Origin of the sequence: Mesorhizobium qingshengii, assembly GCF_027563465.1 — a bacterium.
Lineage (GTDB): Bacteria > Pseudomonadota > Alphaproteobacteria > Rhizobiales > Rhizobiaceae > Mesorhizobium > Mesorhizobium qingshengii_A.
Genome location: NZ_JAPFQA010000001.1, coordinates 585,012 through 604,222, shown reverse-complemented (window position 1 = coordinate 604,222; position 19,211 = coordinate 585,012). Strand labels below are relative to the sequence as shown.

The 19,211-nt window shown below is 59.7% G+C and carries 18 protein-coding genes; 4 read left to right on the top strand and 14 right to left on the bottom strand.

Translation table 11 applies throughout. The annotated features are described in order from the left end of the window. The first annotated feature begins 239 nt into the window (after window positions 1-239). Entirely contained in the window at window positions 240-1,016 is a 777-nt protein-coding gene (locus tag OOJ09_RS02810) for a class I SAM-dependent methyltransferase (RefSeq protein WP_269903722.1), read from the top strand. Between the two features lie 137 nt (window positions 1,017-1,153). Here the strand turns inward: OOJ09_RS02810 and OOJ09_RS02805 are convergent, their stop codons facing one another. The 10 genes from OOJ09_RS02805 to OOJ09_RS02760 form a co-directional block, all read right to left on the bottom strand. Next, on the bottom strand, window positions 1,154-1,921 hold the full coding sequence (locus OOJ09_RS02805; protein WP_269903721.1) for a hypothetical protein: 768 nt from the start codon (window positions 1,919-1,921) through the stop codon (window positions 1,154-1,156). 126 nt (window positions 1,922-2,047) lie between these two features. Further along, a complete protein-coding gene (locus OOJ09_RS02800) occupies window positions 2,048-2,833 on the bottom strand; it encodes a methyltransferase domain-containing protein (protein ID WP_269903720.1) in 786 nt (261 codons plus the stop codon). 6 nt (window positions 2,834-2,839) lie between these two features. Further along, window positions 2,840-3,523, bottom strand: coding sequence for a class I SAM-dependent methyltransferase (locus tag OOJ09_RS02795; protein WP_269903719.1), 684 nt, complete (start codon window positions 3,521-3,523; stop codon window positions 2,840-2,842). A 16-nt stretch (window positions 3,524-3,539) separates the two neighbouring features. Continuing rightward, window positions 3,540-7,022: a glycosyltransferase gene (locus OOJ09_RS02790; RefSeq protein ID WP_269903718.1), complete on the bottom strand. Its 3,483-nt coding sequence runs from the start codon at window positions 7,020-7,022 to the stop codon at window positions 3,540-3,542. Next, window positions 7,019-7,927: a dTDP-4-dehydrorhamnose reductase gene (gene rfbD, locus OOJ09_RS02785; protein ID WP_269903717.1), complete on the bottom strand. Its 909-nt coding sequence runs from the start codon at window positions 7,925-7,927 to the stop codon at window positions 7,019-7,021. Before rfbD ends, OOJ09_RS02790 begins: the two co-directional genes overlap by 4 nt. Next, window positions 7,924-8,994, bottom strand: coding sequence for a dTDP-glucose 4,6-dehydratase (gene rfbB, locus OOJ09_RS02780; protein ID WP_269903716.1), 1,071 nt, complete (start codon window positions 8,992-8,994; stop codon window positions 7,924-7,926). The genes rfbD and rfbB overlap by 4 nt, the downstream gene beginning before the upstream one ends. Window positions 8,995-9,028: 34 nt before the next feature. After that, window positions 9,029-9,580, bottom strand: a complete 552-nt coding sequence (gene rfbC, locus OOJ09_RS02775; RefSeq protein ID WP_269903715.1) for a dTDP-4-dehydrorhamnose 3,5-epimerase — start codon at window positions 9,578-9,580, stop codon at window positions 9,029-9,031. A 2-nt stretch (window positions 9,581-9,582) separates the two neighbouring features. Continuing rightward, complete coding sequence (gene rfbA / locus OOJ09_RS02770; protein ID WP_269903714.1) at window positions 9,583-10,464, bottom strand: glucose-1-phosphate thymidylyltransferase RfbA; 882 nt, start codon at window positions 10,462-10,464, stop codon at window positions 9,583-9,585. Window positions 10,465-10,683: 219 nt separating this feature from the next. Next, window positions 10,684-11,709: an NAD-dependent epimerase gene (locus OOJ09_RS02765; protein WP_269903713.1), complete on the bottom strand. Its 1,026-nt coding sequence runs from the start codon at window positions 11,707-11,709 to the stop codon at window positions 10,684-10,686. An 82-nt stretch (window positions 11,710-11,791) separates the two neighbouring features. Further along, entirely contained in the window at window positions 11,792-12,382 is a 591-nt protein-coding gene (locus OOJ09_RS02760) for a biotin transporter BioY (RefSeq protein ID WP_269903712.1), read from the bottom strand. 118 nt (window positions 12,383-12,500) lie between these two features. Here OOJ09_RS02760 and OOJ09_RS02755 point away from each other — a divergent pair, with 118 nt between their 5' ends. Next, the gene (locus OOJ09_RS02755; protein ID WP_269903711.1) at window positions 12,501-13,409 is read left to right on the top strand and encodes an MBL fold metallo-hydrolase; all 909 of its coding nucleotides are present in this window, start codon (window positions 12,501-12,503) and stop codon (window positions 13,407-13,409) included. Window positions 13,410-13,423: 14 nt separating this feature from the next. On the opposite strand, the gene OOJ09_RS02750 is transcribed toward OOJ09_RS02755, so the two are convergent. Further along, window positions 13,424-14,209 (bottom strand): DUF1499 domain-containing protein, encoded by a 786-nt coding sequence (locus OOJ09_RS02750; RefSeq protein ID WP_269903710.1) that lies wholly within the window; start codon window positions 14,207-14,209, stop codon window positions 13,424-13,426. Window positions 14,210-14,385: 176 nt separating this feature from the next. Beyond that, on the bottom strand, window positions 14,386-16,014 hold the full coding sequence (locus tag OOJ09_RS02745; protein ID WP_269903709.1) for a fatty-acid--CoA ligase: 1,629 nt from the start codon (window positions 16,012-16,014) through the stop codon (window positions 14,386-14,388). A gap of 192 nt (window positions 16,015-16,206) precedes the next feature. Between OOJ09_RS02745 and OOJ09_RS02740 the strand changes: the two genes are divergently transcribed. Beyond that, window positions 16,207-16,563 carry a hypothetical protein gene (locus OOJ09_RS02740; protein ID WP_269903708.1) on the top strand — a complete coding sequence of 119 codons (357 nt, stop codon included), beginning with the start codon at window positions 16,207-16,209 and terminating at the stop codon, window positions 16,561-16,563. A 137-nt stretch (window positions 16,564-16,700) separates the two neighbouring features. Further along, window positions 16,701-17,090, top strand: a complete 390-nt coding sequence (locus OOJ09_RS02735; RefSeq protein WP_269903707.1) for a DUF427 domain-containing protein — start codon at window positions 16,701-16,703, stop codon at window positions 17,088-17,090. Window positions 17,091-17,152: 62 nt separating this feature from the next. Here the strand turns inward: OOJ09_RS02735 and OOJ09_RS02730 are convergent, their stop codons facing one another. Beyond that, complete coding sequence (locus OOJ09_RS02730; protein WP_269903706.1) at window positions 17,153-17,893, bottom strand: polysaccharide deacetylase family protein; 741 nt, start codon at window positions 17,891-17,893, stop codon at window positions 17,153-17,155. Window positions 17,894-18,044: 151 nt separating this feature from the next. Further along, on the bottom strand, window positions 18,045-19,148 hold the full coding sequence (locus tag OOJ09_RS02725; RefSeq protein WP_269903705.1) for a glycosyltransferase family 9 protein: 1,104 nt from the start codon (window positions 19,146-19,148) through the stop codon (window positions 18,045-18,047). Window positions 19,149-19,211 lie beyond the last annotated feature (63 nt).

Below are 19,211 nucleotides of genomic sequence, written 5' to 3'. Positions count from 1 at the left end.
AGTTGACGATCGCATTGTGGGTGCGCGCCGAGCTCGGGAAAGAAAGCTCCGCCGAAGACCCGGCTGACACTACGAATGCTATCCGATCACAACCACGTGCAAAAAGGTGTTGGAGCTAGACCGTCGACGATTGGGCCGCGGCCCGAGATCCGGCAATCCCTGCGCCGGCAGGGGAGCTGGCGTGACATGGGCATCGCAGGCTGCTAAGGCCCATCCAGCATTCGGTTTAGAGGAAACAAATGGACATTCTAGACGCGTACGTGGCGACTGCGCCAAGCGCTCAAAATGCGGTCGATATTTTCAAAGGCGAATGGTCGTCCAAATTTCCGGCGACGGCCGGCGCAACGACGACGCCCGGGAGCGCGGCCCTATTTGAAGATGCCCGCATCGATTGGCTTTCGAAAACCATTGGCGGCTTTGCCAGCAAGCGCATTCTGGAGCTCGGACCGCTGGAGGCGGGACACACTTACATGATGCATCAAGCAGGCGCGGAATCGATACTCGCTGTCGAGGCCAATTCGCGATCCTACCTAAAATGCCTCTGCGTCAAGGAAATCTTCAACCTCAGTCGTGCCCGATTTCTCTACGGCGACGCGATGAAGTATTTGTCGGAAACCAGCGAACGCTTCGATGTATGCGTGGCGTCAGGCATACTCTATCATATGACCGACCCTGTTGAATTTCTTGGCAACATTGCTCGTGTATCCGATACGATCTTCCTTTGGACGCACTACTACGACGACTCGCTACGCACCCGAGAAAATCTGACCAAGCAGTTCGAGAAGCCGTACGAGATCGAGGTCAGCGGCAAGTCATACACGGTATCCAGGCGCAATTATGAGGAGGCGCTCAATTGGGCCGGCTTCTGCGGCGGGGGGAAGCCGTGGGCGTTTTGGCTTACCCGGGGGTCTCTGATGCGGGCGATTGCCGATTTCGGCTTCACGGTGGAGGCAATAGAATTCGACCACCCGGGACATCCGAACGGTCCGGCATTGGCTCTGGTGGCGCGAAAATAGGGACTCTTATCCCACAGATGCCATCTCAGAGCCCAGTTACCAAAGACCACCTTTGGTAACCTTTCATCGCGATGACGGCGATCGAGCCTCCCTTTTCATTCTCCTTCCAACTCCTTCCGAAATTATGCCGTGCCGCTCTAGCGAGGTATCGCATCTGCTGCCTTCAAGAGATGAAATCTCAGCGAAAATGACCGAGCCGACAAATATAGTTGCCTATCTAGAGCTGTGCGCTCAAGGTAGAAATTGCCGATTTCAGCATTTCGAAAATCTACATCGTCTACAATTTGAGCTTCGTTATATAAATTAATATCTTCAATTCCAGGAAACTTCCGAGATAACATTTCATGTGCAATCGCCATATCTTCCAAAACAAATACGAATTTGAACTTTATTATATTCTCTATCGCCCTCTTGGCATGCTCAGGCCCGACCCGCAATACGAACGGATCCGACAAGTATCGAACCTGTAGATTATCAAAGAGTCTTAGCCCTAGAGGGCGATCCAAGAGATCGCCGACACTCGCGATGTCGCTGAGAGGCACACGAAAAAGCTCCCGCGCAAACTCCAAAATCTCGGCATCTATGGCGTTCGGGTCCGGGTACTTTGGGCTGCCGACATACTTTACCCATTTCAAATGTGAAATGAGTTGCGCTACTGGCTCGCGCAGGATGGTGATGGTGAAGACATCGGACCTCTCGATCAATGGACAAGCAGCCTCAAAGTACACATGCCCAGACATAAAGAAGGGGCGACCATCCCTTTGCACCGATAGAAATAGCTCTGGCTGGCTCTCCATATGCTCAAAGTAGCGATCCGGCCCAAAAAGCGGTTTGAATATATGGTTAAAAGCGCTGCCCGCCGTCTTTGGAATATGTAAAAAGAATATCTTATCATATTGCAGCATTTGCCTTCACACCCCCGTGTTTGGCTAGGTTCGCATCTGTATAATCGCTTTTTGTCTCCACTACACGAAGCGCGTCATCGGCCGCCTTCCTGTCATCCAACGCCCCTCAATATTATGAATATACCCTTAAACTCTCTCAAAAGTCGCGTAAAATTCTAGAGTATTTGGTTGAGTCGGATAAAACGATACGACTTCCAATCCAATGTTGTGAACAGACTTTATATCGTTCATTGTTTCAAGAAATTGAAAATCAGCAAAAACCCAGCAATGGCAATCAATATAATCTTCCCTTATTGCCATTTTTCTAAGCGTTTCAACGATACTCTTTCTTTCATGAATGTATTCTGCATTCTCAGGGGTAGTTGTCTTTTTCCAACAATCCAACGGGTTAGCTTTGCTAACATTCCAGAAATGATCGCATATCTGATGGAAGCTCGGTCTTGTCCGCTTCTCGAGGTAGGACGCCATAACATCGGAAATCGTGCTGCTTTTTCGTTTCAGGTCGAAGCAGTAACGCTTGTCCGGAAACGCAACGGCGATCCGACCGCCGGGCTTAAGCACATACAGATTCGCTTCGAGCCAGCCGAGCAGGTCGGGCACATGCTCCATGACGTGCGACGCCACAATATAGTCGATCGACTCCTTTGGGAGAAATTCAGAAATCAGCTTGCCGCCGGTAACGATGTCGATCTCGGGGATCAGGCTGACGTCGACATTAGGATTGTTGGCATAGTGCTCGGCCAAGTAAGCGCGGTCGGCATAGTCCACATAGGAAACGTCATAGTGCGGCTTTCGCAAAAGTACCGCGTGCAAAGGCCCGTATTCGATACCCTTTCCGGCAAGGTTCAACGCCGAAGTGATTTTCTTCGTGCGCGGTGGTAGCGCTGGGCGAGGCTTCTGGAATAATCGCATCTGACTTTATCTCACCATCACGCACATAGACTGGCCGAGCATATGCTCATCGAGAACCGGAGCGTCGGCGTCGATGAATTCCTCCACACTGAAGCCGATCTTGGCCGCGAAGACCTCAATGGCTTGGCGTTCAAGGAACATGTTGAGAGTCGGGCGAGTGCTGGCCTCGTATTGCTTCACAGTCGCCTCAAAGATTGGCCAGAGGGCGGCCATGCGAAACTCCAGGAAAGAAAAAAGCAGCTTGCCGCCCTCCTTCAGCACACGGTGACAGTCGCGCATATAGATGAAGGTCTCTTCGTGCAGAAGGTGGGTAAACAGGCTGAAGGCACATACATAGTCGAATGTTGCGTCCGGGGCCGGGAGTTTCACCGCTCGGTTCATGTGGAACCTATACTCTTCGGGTGTCTTGCTCTTGGCATAGTCGAGCAAGGCCTGAACGATATCGTAACCGTCATAGTCAATGCGCAAGCGTCTTGCGAGCGCAACCGCCGTGCGCCCCGAACCGCAGCCGACGTCGGCAAGGCGCATGCCATCGCGCAGGCCGTTCCTGATGAGGGCTTCGGCTTCAATTCGGCCGATAATGTCATAGGCGCCACCGACGGCGAGCGACATCGCTTCGTCAATCGGATGATCGCGCATGAGTCTCGCGACGTGCTTTTCGTAGTCTTCGACAAAATGGAATTCGGCCATCGCTATTTTTCCGGTATCAGCCTAGCGAGAAATCTTCGCGCGCTTTTGTCAAGTTCGGCGAATAGAAAGGGTCACGCTCGATGATCTTTTTCCATCGTCTTTGCATATACGCAATTTCACTGTTGAAACGCGCCATTTTTTCCGGAGCATCCTCAGCGCCGCGAGAGATACTTTCAAGGTGGTAAAGCTCGGCATAGGGTGTCCAGACATTTGAATATCCGGCTTCCTGTACCTTCAGACAAAGATCCACATCGTTGAAGGCGACCGTCAGGTCGACCTCGTTGAGACCGCCGACTTCTTTGAACAAGTTTTTGCGGATCAGGAGACAGGCTGCCGTGACAGCGGAGAGATTCTGCAGAACCTTCAGCCTGCAAAAATACCCTGGATGATGGCGCGGGAAATGCTTGTGCGAGTGATTTGCGACGCCGCCCAAGCCAACAATCACGCCGCCATGCTGAATTGTATCATTGGCATAGTAGAGCTTTGCGCCGACGCAGCCCACATCCGGCTGAACGGCCCAGGAGACCATTTCCGTCAGCCAGTCCGGCGAGATCACTTCGATGTCGTTGTTGACGAGGCCGATGATCGACCCCTTCGCTTTCCCTACGGCGAAATTGTTGATCGCGGAATAATTGAACGGCTTGGCGTAACGGAGCACACGGGCATTCTTCGCTTTCTTCAGCTCGCTGAAATAGGCAAGGGTTTCCTTTTCCACCGAGCCGTTATCGACCACCAGAATCTCGTAGTTCCTGTAGGTTGTCTTTTCGCGAATTGACTCCAAGCAGTGGCGCAAGAGTTCGACCTTGTCACGCGTTGGGATGATAAGGCTCACAAGCGGCTGAGGCTCGGGCACGAAAAATCGAAGACGGTAACAGGGTATGCCGGGAGCTTCCTCGGCTCTCGCCGGAATACCCATGCGCTCGACGTGTTCTTCCAGCGCCCGCAATCCAGCAATATAGGCGTAGTTCTTTTGAGAACCGTCAAGCGCCGTCGAGCCTTCCACCGCCCGCCAATGATAGAGCACCTTCGGAATGTGCCGAATTCTCTTAGGGGCAATGCGCTCGATGACGCGCAGATTGAGGTCATAGTCCTGGCTGCCCTCGAAGCCGGTTCGCCAGCCGCCGACGGCGCGGATATTTTCCGCCCGGTGTGCGGTCAGATGGTTCAGATAATTCTGTGACCGGAAAAGCTCCCGCGAGAAATCCGGCTTGAAGCAGGGATCATAACGCCTGCCTTCCGAATCGATCTTGTCTTCATCACTGTAGATCAGTTCGGCGTCAGGATGGCGGTCGACTTCCAGCACGATCTCGGCCAGCGCGTGCGGGCGGAGAATATCGTCGTGGTCAAGCATCGCAACCCACTCGCCAGTGACAATCTCCAGCGCAGAATTGGATGCCTGCGAGATATGGCCGTTCTTGTCGCGCAAGACGACCTTGATACGAGAATCGCGTTTCACATATTCGTTCAAAACGCGCCGCACATGCGGCTCCGTCGAGCAGTCGTCCGCAATGCACAGTTCCCAGTTCTCGTAGATTTGGGCGCGGACGCTGTCGATCGCTTCCCGCAGGAGTCTCTCTGGCGTATTGTAGACTGGCATGAGCACCGAAATGAGGGGCTTCACCTTAAGCTCGGCCAGGCGGTGGCGAAGGTCCGCAATGTCGTCCTCCGTCGGCGTGTCATGAAGCGCAATCCACCCTTCATAACTAACGCTGCCCAGAGCGCCTCGCGCCTCAGCTGATCGGAGTGTCGCTAAAAATCCCCGGGGGCCGCTTTGTCTCAAGAGTTTTACGGCACGCGCGGCAGACCGTCCTAGTGAATCAGGGCTTTTCAGGTGGCGAGCGAGGATTCTCCCGATGAGGCAAGCATAATATTCAACCCGTGCCAGCCGACGCAAACGGACGCGGCCGATCGTGATCTGAGGGGAACGGTCGCTTGGATCGAAACGAAGTTTCGAGGTTTCTAGGCTAAGCAGGAAGGTCGCAGCGGCGAGACCTTTGCCGTTCGAACGAAAACGCAGATCGATCCGTTCGACTTCACTGTACCCCCTGCCGCTGTCGACATAAAGGCGCGCGTCAGTCAACGCCTCCGCTTCGGCCGGCACATACACGCTGAGCCGGTAGTGCCCGGCAGGCAACGGCTGGGAGCCCCGCCAGAGGAGTTCGAACTGCGGATCATCACCCTTTATTGTCCACTCCGTGGCTCGCTTGCCTGACGGCACGCCTTCCAAATGATGGAGTGCGCGCAACGCGATGGTCCGTCCGGCATATAAAGTCGCCGCATTCGGAAACGACGCAACTCGTCGCAGGAACGATCTATAGCGCCAGATCCGGCTGCTGTGAATCAATTCGATTTCGCGATTTAAATCCCCCACCCTATGTTCAAGCACTGCGAGATTCGTGTTGGCTAGTTCCAGCGCTTGCGTGACCGCGCGGACTTGCTCGCACTCGATCTTCAACGCAGCGATCTCGTTGTCGCGATTTCTGATTCGCTCGCGTATTTCGACCAGTTCGCCGGAAAAAGCCTCGATGCGCGCTTCCTTGCGTACCGCCAATTTCCAGTTGGTTTCAATTTCCTCTTCCATGGTCACCGACCTCAACGACCATGGATTTCCGGTTTGATCTGCTGCCTTGTTCTCCGTGCCGTCGAGAGGAACCACGCTCCCGTCGGCGAGCGCGATCCGGCCATGCACACTGCGAGGCCCCAGAACATTTTCCCGAGTTGCCCGCTTCGTCACAACGCAGAGCGAGTTCAGGAACTCGATGGAATGGACCGACGCGAGGGAGGCTTCCTCGAAGGCGATCTTGTTCTGTTCGGCGAAAGTGGCCAAAGCATCGACTCGATGGCGGTCCAGTCCCCAGTGCTCATGGTTGACCACATCGAGCAGGCGCTTGAAGAACGACATGGAGGAAAGAGGATCGTAGAGGCCGCCCTCGAATTCCCCCCAGTAACTGCAATGCAAATCTTCAGCTATGTACATTCCCCCTTCGGAAAGATGAGGGAAATAGCGAGCGAAAGACCGTATTATGTCCGACGACAGGTGCGATCCATCATCAATTATGATGTCGAATTTTTCAGACATCGCGAGGATATTTCGCTCCGTCTCATCGGTATTGGCGTCACCGATGACGACCGCAATCTTCTCATCGTCAAAAACCAGATTACCGCAAGCCGTATTGATATCGCAGCCGAGCACAAGCTCCGCACTGGCGAAATATCGTCGCCAGATCTCCAGCGAACCGCCGTTCTGAACTCCAATTTCCAGGATTCGAACCGGCTTGTTCCGATACTCGGAAAAAATATGGTCATATGTGTCCAGATAGATAGACCATTTGTCCGACACTTTGCCGCTATGCGCGTTGTACAGGTCACGAAGCGAAAGGCCGCGCTCTCCAGGCCGCGCGGCTTTCGTCTTGGCCCGCTTCTTCGGCGCCGCCTCGCCAATGGCCTGCGGCCCAGGTTTCGCATCACGGATATTCTCGGGGGACGGATGCTTGTTCATGCAGTCACTGCCAGTCTCGTCCCGCCGATAAGAAGACGTCGCACCACCTTTTCCGTCGACTGCCGCCACTCCGGCGCCGTCCAGCCGAAGGTGGAGGCGAATTTCGCGCTCGAAAGCCGGGAACTGGCGGGGCGGCGCGCCTTGGTCGGGTAGTCCATCGTGGCAATGTCCCGTACCCGCGCCCAAGGACCATCAAAAGCCTGGCTTGTGTCGAGGATATGACGGGCAAAGCCGCTCCAGTTGGTCTCGCCCGTGCCGACCAGATGATAGATGCCAAAGGCACCGAAGCGCTTGTCGCCATGCAGCATCGCGGCCGCATGCAGGATCGCGTCGGCGATATCGAGCGCGGAGGTGGGATTTCCCCATTGGTCGGCCACCACCGCGATCTCGTCCCGGTCGGCGGCAAGCCGCAACATGGTCTTGACGAAATTCCTGCCGAACGGGCTGTAGACCCATGCCGTGCGCAGGATCAGATGGCGCGGGTTGGCTGCCGCCACCGCCTGTTCGCCGGCGAGCTTGGAGGCGCCGTAGACGCCGAGCGGCGCGGTCGCGTCGGTCTCGACGTAGGCGCTGTCCTTCGAGCCGTCGAAAACATAGTCGGTCGACAAATGGATGACGGGAACGCCGAGCCGCGCTGCTGCTTGCGCCACCTTGCCGGCGCCGGTTGCGTTCACCGCGAATGCCAGATCAGGCTCATCTTCGGCCTGGTCCACCGCCGTGTAGGCGGCGGCCGACACGACCATATCCGGCTGCGCGGCCACAATGGCGTCGATGACGGTGTCGGGTCTTGCCAGGTCGAGCTCCGGCCGGCCAATGGCGATGATCTCCAGGCCGGCACGCCCTTGGCCGGCCTCGAGCAGGCTTGCCGCGACCTGGCCCTCGCGTCCGGTGACAACGAGCCTCACACCCCCTCCTTGCGCGCTTCGCCCAACCGTTCACCGGCATAGCGCTGTTCGCGGATCGGCCCCCACCACCATTTGTTGTCCAGGAACCAGTCCACGGTTCTCGCCAGGCCGCTGTCGAAGTTCTCGCTCGGCGCCCAGCCGAGGTCCCGCCCTATCTTCGATGCGTCGATGGCATAGCGGCGATCATGACCGGGGCGGTCGGTGACGAACGAGATCAGGTCGCGATAGCTCTTGCCGCCGGCCCGCGGACGCCTGGTGTCGAGCAGGTCGCAGATCGTCTCGACGACGCTCAAATTTGTCCGCTCCGAATTGCCGCCGACATTGTAGCTCTCGCCCGGCCTGCCCCTGGTGGCAACCAGTTCCAGCGCGCGCGCATGGTCCTCGACGAACAGCCAGTCGCGCACATTGGCGCCGGCGCCATAGACCGGCAGGGTTTTTTCGTCGAGCGCGTTGAGGATGACGAGCGGGATCAGCTTTTCGGGAAAATGATAGGGGCCGTAATTGTTCGAGCAATTGGAAAGCACGACCGGCAGGCCATAGGTCTCGTGCCAGGCCCGCACCAGATGGTCCGAGGCCGCCTTCGACGCGGAATAGGGCGACGACGGTGCGTAAGGCGTTTCCTCGACGAACATGCCGCCATCGAAAGGCAGATCGCCGAACACCTCATCGGTCGAGACGTGATGGAAGCGGAAGCGGCTCTTGCTGTCCTCGGGCAGGCCGCGCCAGTATTCCAGCGCGGCATTGAGGATGCGGTAGGTGCCGACGATGTTGGTCTCGATGAAGGCGCCTGGCCCGTCGATCGAGCGGTCTACATGGCTCTCGGCGGCGAGGTTCATGACGATGTCGATATCGTCGCGGCGCAGTATGTCGAGCACCGCCCTCTCGTCACAGATGTCGGCATGGGCGAAGCGGTAGTTGTGCGCATTCTCGACCGGCCGCAGGGAGGCCAGGTTGCCCGCATAGGTGAGCTTGTCGAGATTGGTCACCCGATAGGCCGGGTTGGCGCACAGATGCCGGCACACCGCCGAACCGATGAAGCCGGCACCGCCTGTCACCAGGAAATTCATGCTGCTGTCCTCACGCACCCATTGGCAACACCCATCAGGCAAACACCTCGGCGGCGGCGAGCAGCGGCGCCTTGAGGTCCTTGTCCGAAAGCTGGAACCCGCCAGCCATCGACGGCCATTCGATGCCGATGGCGGGATCGTCGAAACGGATCGACCGGTCATGCTCGGGCGAATAGGTGTCGGTGACCTTGTACAGGACCTCGGTGTCGGGCACGAGCGTCACGAAGCCGTGCGCGAAGCCCTTTGGCACCAGAATCTGGTTGCCCCTGTCGGCCGACAGTTCGAGGGCGACCCATTTTCCAAAGGTCTTCGAGCCACGGCGAATGTCGACCGCGACGTCGAGGATGCTGCCACGGATGACGCGCACCAGCTTGTCCTGGGCGCGCGGCGCAAGCTGATAATGGAGCCCGCGCAAGACGCCGGCGGCGGCGGAATAGGAATGGTTGTCCTGCACGAAACGCAAGTCGATGCCGGCCTGCGAAAAACGCTCGGCATTGTAGGTTTCGATAAAGAACCCGCGCGCGTCACCATGCCGCTTCGGAACGATTTCCAGCACGCCGTCGATGCCAAGGGGCCTCACCTCCACGCCTAACCCTCCGAAAGATCGACCACACGCCGGCGCAGATAGGCGGCGTACTCGTTCTTGCCCAGGCGGGTTGCGCGCTGCAGCACCTCATCGGCCGTCAGCCAGCCCTGTTCGAAGGCGATTTCCTCCGGGCAGGCGACCTTGATGCCCTGGCGGTGCTCGATCGTGCGCACAAAGGAGGAGGCTTCGTGCAAGCTGTCATGCGTGCCGGTGTCGAGCCAGGCATAGCCGCGCCCCAGCCGGTGCACATGCAGCAGGCCGCGATCGAGATAGACGTTGTTGAGCGCCGTGATCTCCAGCTCGCCGCGCGCCGAGGGCCGGATGGTCGGAGCGATGTCGACGACGTCATTGTCATAGAAATACAGGCCAGTGACTGCCCAGTTGGATTTCGGCTTCTGCGGCTTTTCCTCGATCGTCAACGCGGTTCCGGTGACCTTGTCGAAGGACACCACGCCGTAGCGTTCGGGATCCTCGACATGGTAGGCGAACACCGAAGCGCCGGTTTCACGCGACGCAGCGCTGCGGCAAAGCTGCGACAACCCGTCGCCGAAATAGATATTGTCGCCCAGAATCATCGACACGCTGTCCTTGCCGATGAAGTCGCGGCCGATGATGAAGGCTTCGGCAAGACCATTGGGATGCGGCTGCTCGGCATAGGACAGGTCGAGCCCGAACTCCGATCCGTCGCCGAGTAACTGGTGGAATGTGGGCAGATCACGCGGCGTCGAAATGATCAGAATCTCGCGGATTCCCGCAAGCATCAAAACGCTCAGCGGATAATAGATCATCGGCTTGTCGTATATCGGGAGAATTTGCTTAGAGACTGCTAATGTTAGTGGATAAAGACGCGTTCCACTGCCTCCAGCAAGGACAATTCCTTTCAAGAAGCTCTCCTCGACATGCCGAAGCCCCCCGGCCTTGACTGCCCGTGCTTAGGTTTCATGCAACGGCTTGTCAATCGACGCACTCGACAAACGACCTGACCATGTCCAACAGAAAGCCATCCCAGGCGGCAAGTGTCTATGCAAATACTTGGAGCGCGAACAGACTTCACAGGACTGACACTAACTCACCAGCAGTTTCGCGCAAGGACGTGCCCTTCGCTATCCCCGCCCATAATATGTCTGGTACCAGTCGACGAACCGCCCTACCCCCTCGCGCACCGTCGTGGCAGGGCGGTAGCCGACCGCCTGATCCAGCGCCGACGTGTCGGCGAACGTATCGAGCAGGTCGCCCGCCTGCAGCGGCAACAGCTCGATGACGGCTTTGCGGCCAAGCGCATTTTCCAGCGCCTCGACATAGGCGGTCAGCTTCACCGGATTGTTGTTGCCGATGTTGAAGATGCGCCAGGGCGCGCTGCTCGTCGCCGGGTCCGGATGGCTGGAGTCCCAGGCGGAGTTGCGGGCGGCCGGGTTGTCGCTGGCCCGGATGACGCCTTCGGCGATATCGTCGATATAGGTGAAATCCCGCGTGTGATTGCCGTTGTTGAACAGCTTGATCGGCTCGCCGGCAAGGATGCTCCTGGTGAACAGGAAAAGCGCCATGTCCGGGCGCCCCCAGGGGCCATACACGGTAAAGAAGCGAAGCCCGGTCGTCGGCAGCCCGAACAGGTGGCTGTAGCTGTGCGCCATCAGCTCGTTGGCGCGCTTGGTCGCGGCGTAGAATTGCAGCGGGTGGTCGGCCGGTCGATGCTCGGAAAACGGCATGTCGGTGTTGGCGCCGTAGACGCTCGAAGTGCTGGCATAGGTCAGGTGTGCAACGCCGCTGCCGCGGCAAGCCTCGAGCATGTTCGTGTAGGCGACGATGTTGCTTTCGACATAGGCATGCGGGTTTTCCAGGCTGTAGCGAACCCCGGCCTGGGCGGCGAGATGGATCACCCGGTCGAATGCGTGGTCGGCAAAGCAGCCGTCGACCACGCTTTTGTCGGCGAGATTGCCGTGGATGAAATGATAGCCGGGGCTGGCCTTGCGGTTCGCCTCCTCCAGCAGCCGCAGCCTCGCCCGCTTGAGCTGCGGATCGTAGTAGCTGTTGATGCTGTCGATACCGACAACCTCGTCACCGCGCTCGAGCAGGCGCTTGGCCACATGGTAACCGATAAATCCAGCAGCGCCGGTGACCAGAACTTTCATTGGAAGCGTCCGTCCGCGACATTCCTGGGGAACAGCCCCCCAATGTCATATGACACACCTGGCTTCCTGCTTCTTGCAGACCTCAGGAGCGCTTCAGCAACGACCACACGGCCGGCACCAGGCTGGCCGCAAGGGCAATCTTGATCAGGTCGCCGACGATGAACGGCACGACGCCGAACTGCCAAGACTTTTCGGGGCCGATCAGCAGCGCCAACCAGGCAAAGCCCATTGCCATCATGACGACTTCGGCAACCAGCATCGCGTTGAAGAGCTTGATCGGATGGCGATCCCAGCCCCGATCGGCGGCCCAGCCGACGATCGCCGCCATGACCACAAAGCCGGCAAGATAGCCGCCAGTCGAGCCGAGCATGTAAGCAACGCCGATGCCCTTTTCCGGGGTGCTCTGGAAGACCGGGAAGCCCATCGCGCCCTCCGCCATATAGAGCAGCACGGTGGCGACGCCGAGACGCATGCCGAAGGCGGCGGCAATCAGGAGCACAGCCAGCGTCTGCATCGAAATGTCGACCGGCCCGAGCATCACCTTGGTCTTGGCGGACAAGGTCAGCACCAGCGTACCGGCGATCGCGAGGAAAAGCTGCGTCGCCAGCCGCGACGTGCCGCTTTCGGGCAAAGCCAGAGACACAAGCGGACGCATCGTAGTTGCAATTGCCATGATATTCCCCATCCGATTGCCGCCATCTTGTATTCGCGGCCTCGCGTTCTCCTATATTGGCTTGCGTGTTATGCGGCAATCGGTTTTGCCGTTTCCTGAAACAAAGCAGCGATCCGCCATGGCTCTCAAATTCGACACCGGCTTCGATCCCGCCTACGGCCAGGGAGTGAGCGTCGCGCCGGACGTCCTACGCATCACGGCCCGAAATCCAAGCCCCTTCACCTTTCACGGTACCAACAGTTACATCGTTGGCCGCGATACGCTGGCGGTGATCGATCCGGGGCCGGACGACGAGACGCATCTGCGGACCCTGCTCGACGTGATCGCAGGCAGGCCGGTCAGCCATATCTTCATCAGCCACACGCATCGCGACCACTCCCCTCTGGCGGCCCGGCTGAAAGAGCGCACCGGCGCCGTCGTGCTGGCAGAAGGCCCGCACCGCCCTGCAAGACCCTTGCATATCGGCGAGACCAACGCGCTCGACGCCAGCGCCGACACTGCTTTCGCTCCCGATATCGCACTTCCCGACGGCGGGCTGGTCGACGGCGACGGCTGGTCGATAAGGGCTGTTCTGACCCCGGGCCACACCGTCAATCACGCGGCATTCGCGCTGGAAGGAACCGGCATCCTGTTTTCGGCCGATCATGTCATGGCGTGGGCGACCTCCATCGTCGCGCCGCCGGACGGGGCGATGGCTGACTACATGGCCTCGCTGGATCGGCTGATCGAGCGCGGTGACCGCTTGCTATTGCCTGGCCACGGCGGACCGGTGACGGCACCGCGCGGTTTCATGCGCGGATTGAAGACGCATCGCAAGATGCGCGAGCGAGCCATCCTGGAGCGGGTCAGAGCCGGCGACCGGACGATCGCGGACATGGTCAAGGCGATCTACAGGGATACCGACCCGCGGCTGCATGGCGCTGCCGGATTGTCGGTGCTTGCCCATCTGGAGGATCTGGTGGCGCGCGGCATGGTCTCGACAGATGCCGCCCCGGCCATCGACGGCATTTTCACACCCGCCACATAGACATCTACCGATGCCTATTCGGCCGGAGCCGCGCCGACCTGACCGGCGACTTCCTGGTCTAGTTCCGCGAGGAAATCGGTGATGCGCGCGGCATTGTCGCCGAGATCGTAGCGGCCGTAGCGGGAAGCCGACCGCATGTCGACGATGATGGAATCACCGTCGTCGGTCACGCGGATCGCCACGTCGGCGGGAAGACCGAGGACAAAACCCTTGGCTGTCGCGGCAATCGTCACCTCGCTTTGCCCGCTGACATCGGGATAGGGTTCGGTAAGATCCCAATCGCGCCGATCGAGCACGGTTTCGACAGCATCCACGATAGTGTCGAATGGCAGATTGTAGCTGCGCCCGCTGACCAGTGGATAGCTCTCGGTCTGCAGCCGCTGTTCGCCGGGGGTGGACGGGGAGAGCACGTTCATGTCCTTGGTCCGATCGCTGACATCGAGCGCCGGCGGATCGTCCAAATCCGTCGAGATATCCCTGAGCGGCGGATAGATTGTCGCCCAGTAGGCGGCAACGCCATAGGGCGTGAGCACGAGCAGCGCCAGCAGGACGCCGACCGTCAGGTCGCGACCACCGCGGTCGCCGAAGTTCCACAGCCTCGAAAAGGCAAATCCGGCAAACAGGAGTGCCAGGGCCGCCAGCAGCGCGACAATGCCCAGTACCCACAGGAAAACAGGTGTTTCGACAAGGTCGAAGCGATGGCCGATGAAGACGGTCAGCAACAACACTGCTGAAAAGGCGGCGGTGCGCCGCGACCATCCGGCCGCCTTCGACGTCTGCCGTTCGGGAATGCTAACCATCGTTTTCCGCGCTGCCCCAACCCGAACGGAGACTTAGCGCATGACCCCGAAAATCGGAATCGATTTTCGGGGTCATGCGCCAGTTAAAAAATGCCACAGCGCCCAGCGCCCGAAGGCGCGCGCGGCGCTGTAGTGCCCTTTGGCGGCGGCTTGAAGCCGAGACACGCAACATCCCGTCAATCCGTCGGCAAGCGATAATCCTTGAACTGCTTGCGCAAAGTGATCTTCTGGATCTTGCCGGTGGCGGTATGCGGTATCTCGCCGACGAAAGCGACATCATCCGGCATCCACCACTTGGCCACCTTGCCGTCCATGAAATCGAGGATGTCCGCCTTGGTCGGTTCCTTGCCCGGCTTGGCAACAATGACCAGCAATGGCCGCTCGCCCCATTTCGAATGCTGGACGCCGATGGCCGCCGCCTCCGCGACGTCGGGGTGTCCAACGGCCAGATTTTCGAGGTCGATGGTCGAAATCCACTCGCCGCCGGACTTGATGACGTCCTTGGCACGATCGGTGATCTGCATATAGCCGCCGGCATCGATATGAGCGACGTCTCCGGTGTCGAACCAACCGTCCTCGTCGAACTGCTCCGCGCCCGCGCCGCCATAGTAGGCGCGGGCAACGGCCGGGCCGCGCACTTTCAACCGGCCAAACGTCTTGCCGTCCCAGGGCTGCGCCTTGTTGTCGTCGTCGGTCACCTTCATTTCGACGCCGAAGGGCGGGTAGCCCTGCTTCTGCTGGATGTCGAGCCGGGCTTCACCCTGGAGAGCGGCATATTCCGGCTTCAAGGTGCACAGCGTGCCAAGTGGCGACATCTCGGTCATACCCCAGGCATGGATGACCTGGACATCGTAGTTCTGCTGAAACTTCGTCATGATCGCGCGCGGACAGGACGAGCCTCCAATGACGACCCTGTTCAGATAGGGAAGCTTGTTGCCGGTCTCTTCGAGGTATTGCAGCAGCATCATCCATACGGTCGGCACGGCGGCGCTGAAGGTCACCTTCTCGGTGTCGAGCAATTCATAGATCGAGGCGCCGTCCATCTTGCAGCCAGGCATGACCAGCTTGGCACCGACCATCGGCGCGCTCTGGCCAAGGCCCCAGGCATTGGCATGGAACATCGGCACGACCGGCAGGATCGTATCGCGCGACGACAGCCCCATCGCGTCGGGCATGGCGGCGATCATGGCGTGCAGCACGTTCGAACGGTGACTGTAGACGACGCCCTTTGGATCGCCCGTGGTCCCCGATGTGTAGCACATGCCGGCGGCGGTGCCTTCGTCGAAGACCTTCCAGGCGAAGTCGCCATCCGCCTCGTTCAGCCAGTCCTCATAGGCGACCACATTCGGCAGTGTGGTCCGCGGCATGTGCGCCCTGTCGGTCAGCACGATCACCTGTTTCAGCGACTTGACGGCGCCGGCGATCTTCTCGAGCAGCGGCACGAAGGTCAGGTCGACGAAGATTGCCTTGTCCTCGGCATGGTTCATGATCCAGACGATCTGCTCGGGGAACAGTCGTGGATTGAGCGTGTGATAGATCGCGCCGATGCCCATGATGCCGTACCAGGCCTCGATGTGGCGCGCGGTGTTCCAGGCCAGTGTGGCGATGCGGTCGCCCAGGCGGTAGCCGTCGCGTTCCAGTCTCTGGGCGACCTTCAGGGCGCGGCGATGGATGTCCGCATAGGTGGTGCGCACGATCGGCCCCTCGATCGAGCGCGACACGATCTCGCGCAGGCCATGCTGCCGCTCGGCGTTGTCGATGAGTTTGTGGCACAGCAGCGGCCATTCCTGCATCAGTCCCAGCATTCGTTCCTCCCCTACGCTTTTGCGTTTTTGCTTTTCGTTCCATTGTGGAGCGAACCGGCGGTTTGTCCAGTCACCGGCCAGGGCAAGCCTGCATTGATCGACGGGAACCGGGAAAACGGCCACAATCCGGCCATCGTCGGCGTTAAGGTTCGTTAATGGGCAAGGGGCGATTGGCGACTGAAAGAGGTTCGCATGGACGCGCAGCTCGACGACAAAGCCCTCGAAAGTACGCTTGCCGAAAGCCTGGCCGATCTGGTGCCGGACATAAAGACTGTTTCCGAAGACGAATTTGTTGAAGTTGTCGGCGGCGCGCTCGAAGCGGTCGGCGGCACATTGCTGTTCAAGATGTGCGTGCAGAACGAAGGTGAAGGCCAGCACGTAGCGGCCGCATCCGTCGGCGACGGCGGCAACCGCCAGTTCTTGCTGCTCACCTTGCCGACCGGCGGTGGCTCCTTGAAGGTCGAGACCGCGTCGCGAAGCAGCAACCCGGTGGCCGGTATCGCAGCCGCCTATGCCGGGCTCATGGATGCGTTCAAGGCCGCTGCCTGACTCTCGGCGGACAGGGCCGTCTCAAAGGCGCACAGTAGACCCCGGCCCTGCGCGGCCTTGCGTGCAGCATGGCGACAGCAGGCCTTGCGGAACGCACTTGCACGACACACCTTTAGTCGAGGCAAGGAGACCCCCGCATGGATCAGATCGCCAACCCGGCACCCGGCTTTCAACGCAATCCGGACAAGGTCATTGCCGTCGAGCCCTATGTCGGCACCGTCACCGTGCGCGCCGGGGGCACGGTGATCGCCTCCTCCACGAAGGCCAAGGTGCTGACCGAGACGCCCTATCCCGCGGTCTTCTACATTCCGTTCGCCGACATCGATTTCAGCAAGCTCGGCGGCACGGAACATTCGACCCATTGTCCCTACAAGGGCGATGCAAGCTATTGGAGCGTATTGCCCGCCGGCGAGACCGGCCAGAATGCGATGTGGGCTTACGAGCGGCCGTTCGACGAAATGACTGAAATCCGCGCTCACGGCGCATTCTACGCCAGCAAGGTCAGCATCGAAGCCAAACCAGGCTGAGTGGAGGGCAGCCACTTTTCGTATCCGCGAAGCAACGAAAGCGCTGGTGCGCTGGACTGCCGTCAGTCCGTGGTGCCGTGATTGCCGATGCCGTCGGCATCGTCGAGCCGTACAAAGGTCAGACCTTTTTCCTTCAGCGCCAGCAGGCCCCTCACCACGCCTTCGCCGGCGGCATGGGTCGGCTGGTTGATATGGGCGATGATGACGTCACCGTCCTTGGCCGCCGCGATGCGCCTGGTGGTTTCCCTGGCGCCGAGCAGCGAACCGCCGTCGCCGTTTATCGAGAAGCCTGCAATCTTGAAGCCAAGCTTGCGGATCATGGCGATCGCCGACGGGCTGTATTCGGCGGTTGCCCCACGAAACCATTTCGGCGCCGGCTCGCCGGTCCTGGCAAGGGCAGCGGCACCAGACTCGACCTCGGCCAGCACCGCGTCCGGGCTACCGGCGCTGCGGATGCCGTAGATCTTCCGCGGCGTATCGACCGCCGGGACATGATGGCCGCCGTGATTTTCCAGTTCGAACAGATCGGGATGCGCCCGCATGATCTCGACGGCGGCGGCGTTTCGCTTCAGCCAGATGCCGGTAACGAAAATGGTGGCGGGAATCTTGTTTTCCACCAGCGCCGAAAGGATCCGGTTGTCGGTCTGTCCGCCGCAGGCATCGAGCGTCAGCGCAACGCGACCCGCCCCGCTTGCATCCGGCTGGATGTGCAGCGTGGGCTCGACCAGCGTCGCGGCGTTGCCGCTGGATACCACCGCCAACGAGATGGCGAGCATGCAGAGATGTTTTTGCAGCAGGTGCATCAGTTCCTGACCGGTATTTTCAAGCGAGTGTCTCAAGACCCGCATGAAGGCGGAAATCGGGATGGTGCATAGCAGAAAAGCGCAAGGCGCGACAATTTGACTGTCCGCGTGGTGAACAGCCACTCCGCGACGATGCCTGCCACGCATGATCTCAGATGGCGCGCTCCAGCTTCACTTCGGTGCGCGAAAGGAGTTCGAGCACCGCGTCGACGACGGGCTTGAACTCCAGGCGCCACACGCAGCAAGCCTTGCTGGAATCCTGCCAGCGGCACAGGTCCCTGGCGACACAGTGGCAAGGCATTGGTGGCCGAAGCGCAATGCTGGATACGCCCACGGGCCCCCAGCGCGACGGGTTCGTCGAACCGAACAGCCCGACAACCGGAGTTCCCACCGCCGCCGCCATATGCATCGGGCCGCTTTCGTTGCCGAGAAACAGCCTGGCCTGATCCAGCACCGCCAGCAGCCTTTCAAGCGACAACTGCCCAACCAGATTGACGACCGATGGCGCTGTCCGGGCGACGATGCGTTCGGCAATCCCGTGCTCGTCCGGGCCACCCACCAGGACGACATCCAGGCCGGTTTCGCCCGTGATCTCGACGATCGCCGCGGCAAACCGCTCCGGCTGCCAACGCCGCCCCTCGAAGCTTGCACCCGCATGCACGACCACAAAGGCGTTTGGCCGCAGATGATGCTTGCGCAGGAGTGCCAATGCCTTTGCCGTCTCGACCGGCAGTGGTTGAATGCGCGGAACCGCCACATGGAGACCGATGCCAAGCGCCTGGAGCGGCGAAAGATAGCGGTACAGAAAATGCTGGCCGCCAAAACCATATGGCCTGGCAAGGACATTGGCGGGCTGCCGCTCCAGCAGACGCAAGGGCCTCTCGGGAGGGTCGTAGCCGACCCGGGTCCTGGCGTTGACGAACCCGGTAATGATGCGCGACGTCTTTGAATCGGTCAGGTCGATCGTCAGGTCGAAGCGGAAGCGGCGCAACGCCCGCACCATGGCGCAAAGCTCTTTTGCCCGCTCGAGGGTGGTGCCGCGCATGCGGGCTCGGCTGAATGTGACCACCTCGGAGGCGATGCCGTGGGCGATCACGAAGCTCTCGAAGCGGGCCTCGCACAGAAACACGAGCCTGGCGCCGGGGAATTCGAGCCGCAGGTTTTCCGCAAGCGCCGAGGCGAGGACGAGATCTCCCATGAACTTCGCTTGGATGACCAGGATCGAGCGAAACGGCGCGGGCGAAGTCTGCAACATCTGTTTCCGGGAACAATTGGCGGGACGTCCGCAAATTGGGCGGGAACAATGTCGAGATTGCGC

Coding starts and splice junctions, on each gene's coding strand:
- OOJ09_RS02810 (WP_269903722.1), top strand. CDS start 240: ATGGACATTCTAGACGCGTACGTGGCGACTGCGCCAAGCGCTCAAAAT.
- OOJ09_RS02805 (WP_269903721.1), bottom strand. CDS start 1,921: ATGCTGCAATATGATAAGATATTCTTTTTACATATTCCAAAGACGGCG.
- OOJ09_RS02800 (WP_269903720.1), bottom strand. CDS start 2,833: ATGCGATTATTCCAGAAGCCTCGCCCAGCGCTACCACCGCGCACGAAG.
- OOJ09_RS02795 (WP_269903719.1), bottom strand. CDS start 3,523: ATGGCCGAATTCCATTTTGTCGAAGACTACGAAAAGCACGTCGCGAGA.
- OOJ09_RS02790 (WP_269903718.1), bottom strand. CDS start 7,022: ATGAACAAGCATCCGTCCCCCGAGAATATCCGTGATGCGAAACCTGGG.
- rfbB (WP_269903716.1), bottom strand. CDS start 8,994: ATGAATTTCCTGGTGACAGGCGGTGCCGGCTTCATCGGTTCGGCGGTG.
- OOJ09_RS02765 (WP_269903713.1), bottom strand. CDS start 11,709: ATGAAAGTTCTGGTCACCGGCGCTGCTGGATTTATCGGTTACCATGTG.
- OOJ09_RS02760 (WP_269903712.1), bottom strand. CDS start 12,382: ATGGCAATTGCAACTACGATGCGTCCGCTTGTGTCTCTGGCTTTGCCC.
- OOJ09_RS02755 (WP_269903711.1), top strand. CDS start 12,501: ATGGCTCTCAAATTCGACACCGGCTTCGATCCCGCCTACGGCCAGGGA.
- OOJ09_RS02750 (WP_269903710.1), bottom strand. CDS start 14,209: ATGGTTAGCATTCCCGAACGGCAGACGTCGAAGGCGGCCGGATGGTCG.
- OOJ09_RS02745 (WP_269903709.1), bottom strand. CDS start 16,014: ATGCTGGGACTGATGCAGGAATGGCCGCTGCTGTGCCACAAACTCATC.
- OOJ09_RS02740 (WP_269903708.1), top strand. CDS start 16,207: ATGGACGCGCAGCTCGACGACAAAGCCCTCGAAAGTACGCTTGCCGAA.
- OOJ09_RS02735 (WP_269903707.1), top strand. CDS start 16,701: ATGGATCAGATCGCCAACCCGGCACCCGGCTTTCAACGCAATCCGGAC.
- OOJ09_RS02730 (WP_269903706.1), bottom strand. CDS start 17,893: ATGCACCTGCTGCAAAAACATCTCTGCATGCTCGCCATCTCGTTGGCG.
- OOJ09_RS02725 (WP_269903705.1), bottom strand. CDS start 19,148: ATGTTGCAGACTTCGCCCGCGCCGTTTCGCTCGATCCTGGTCATCCAA.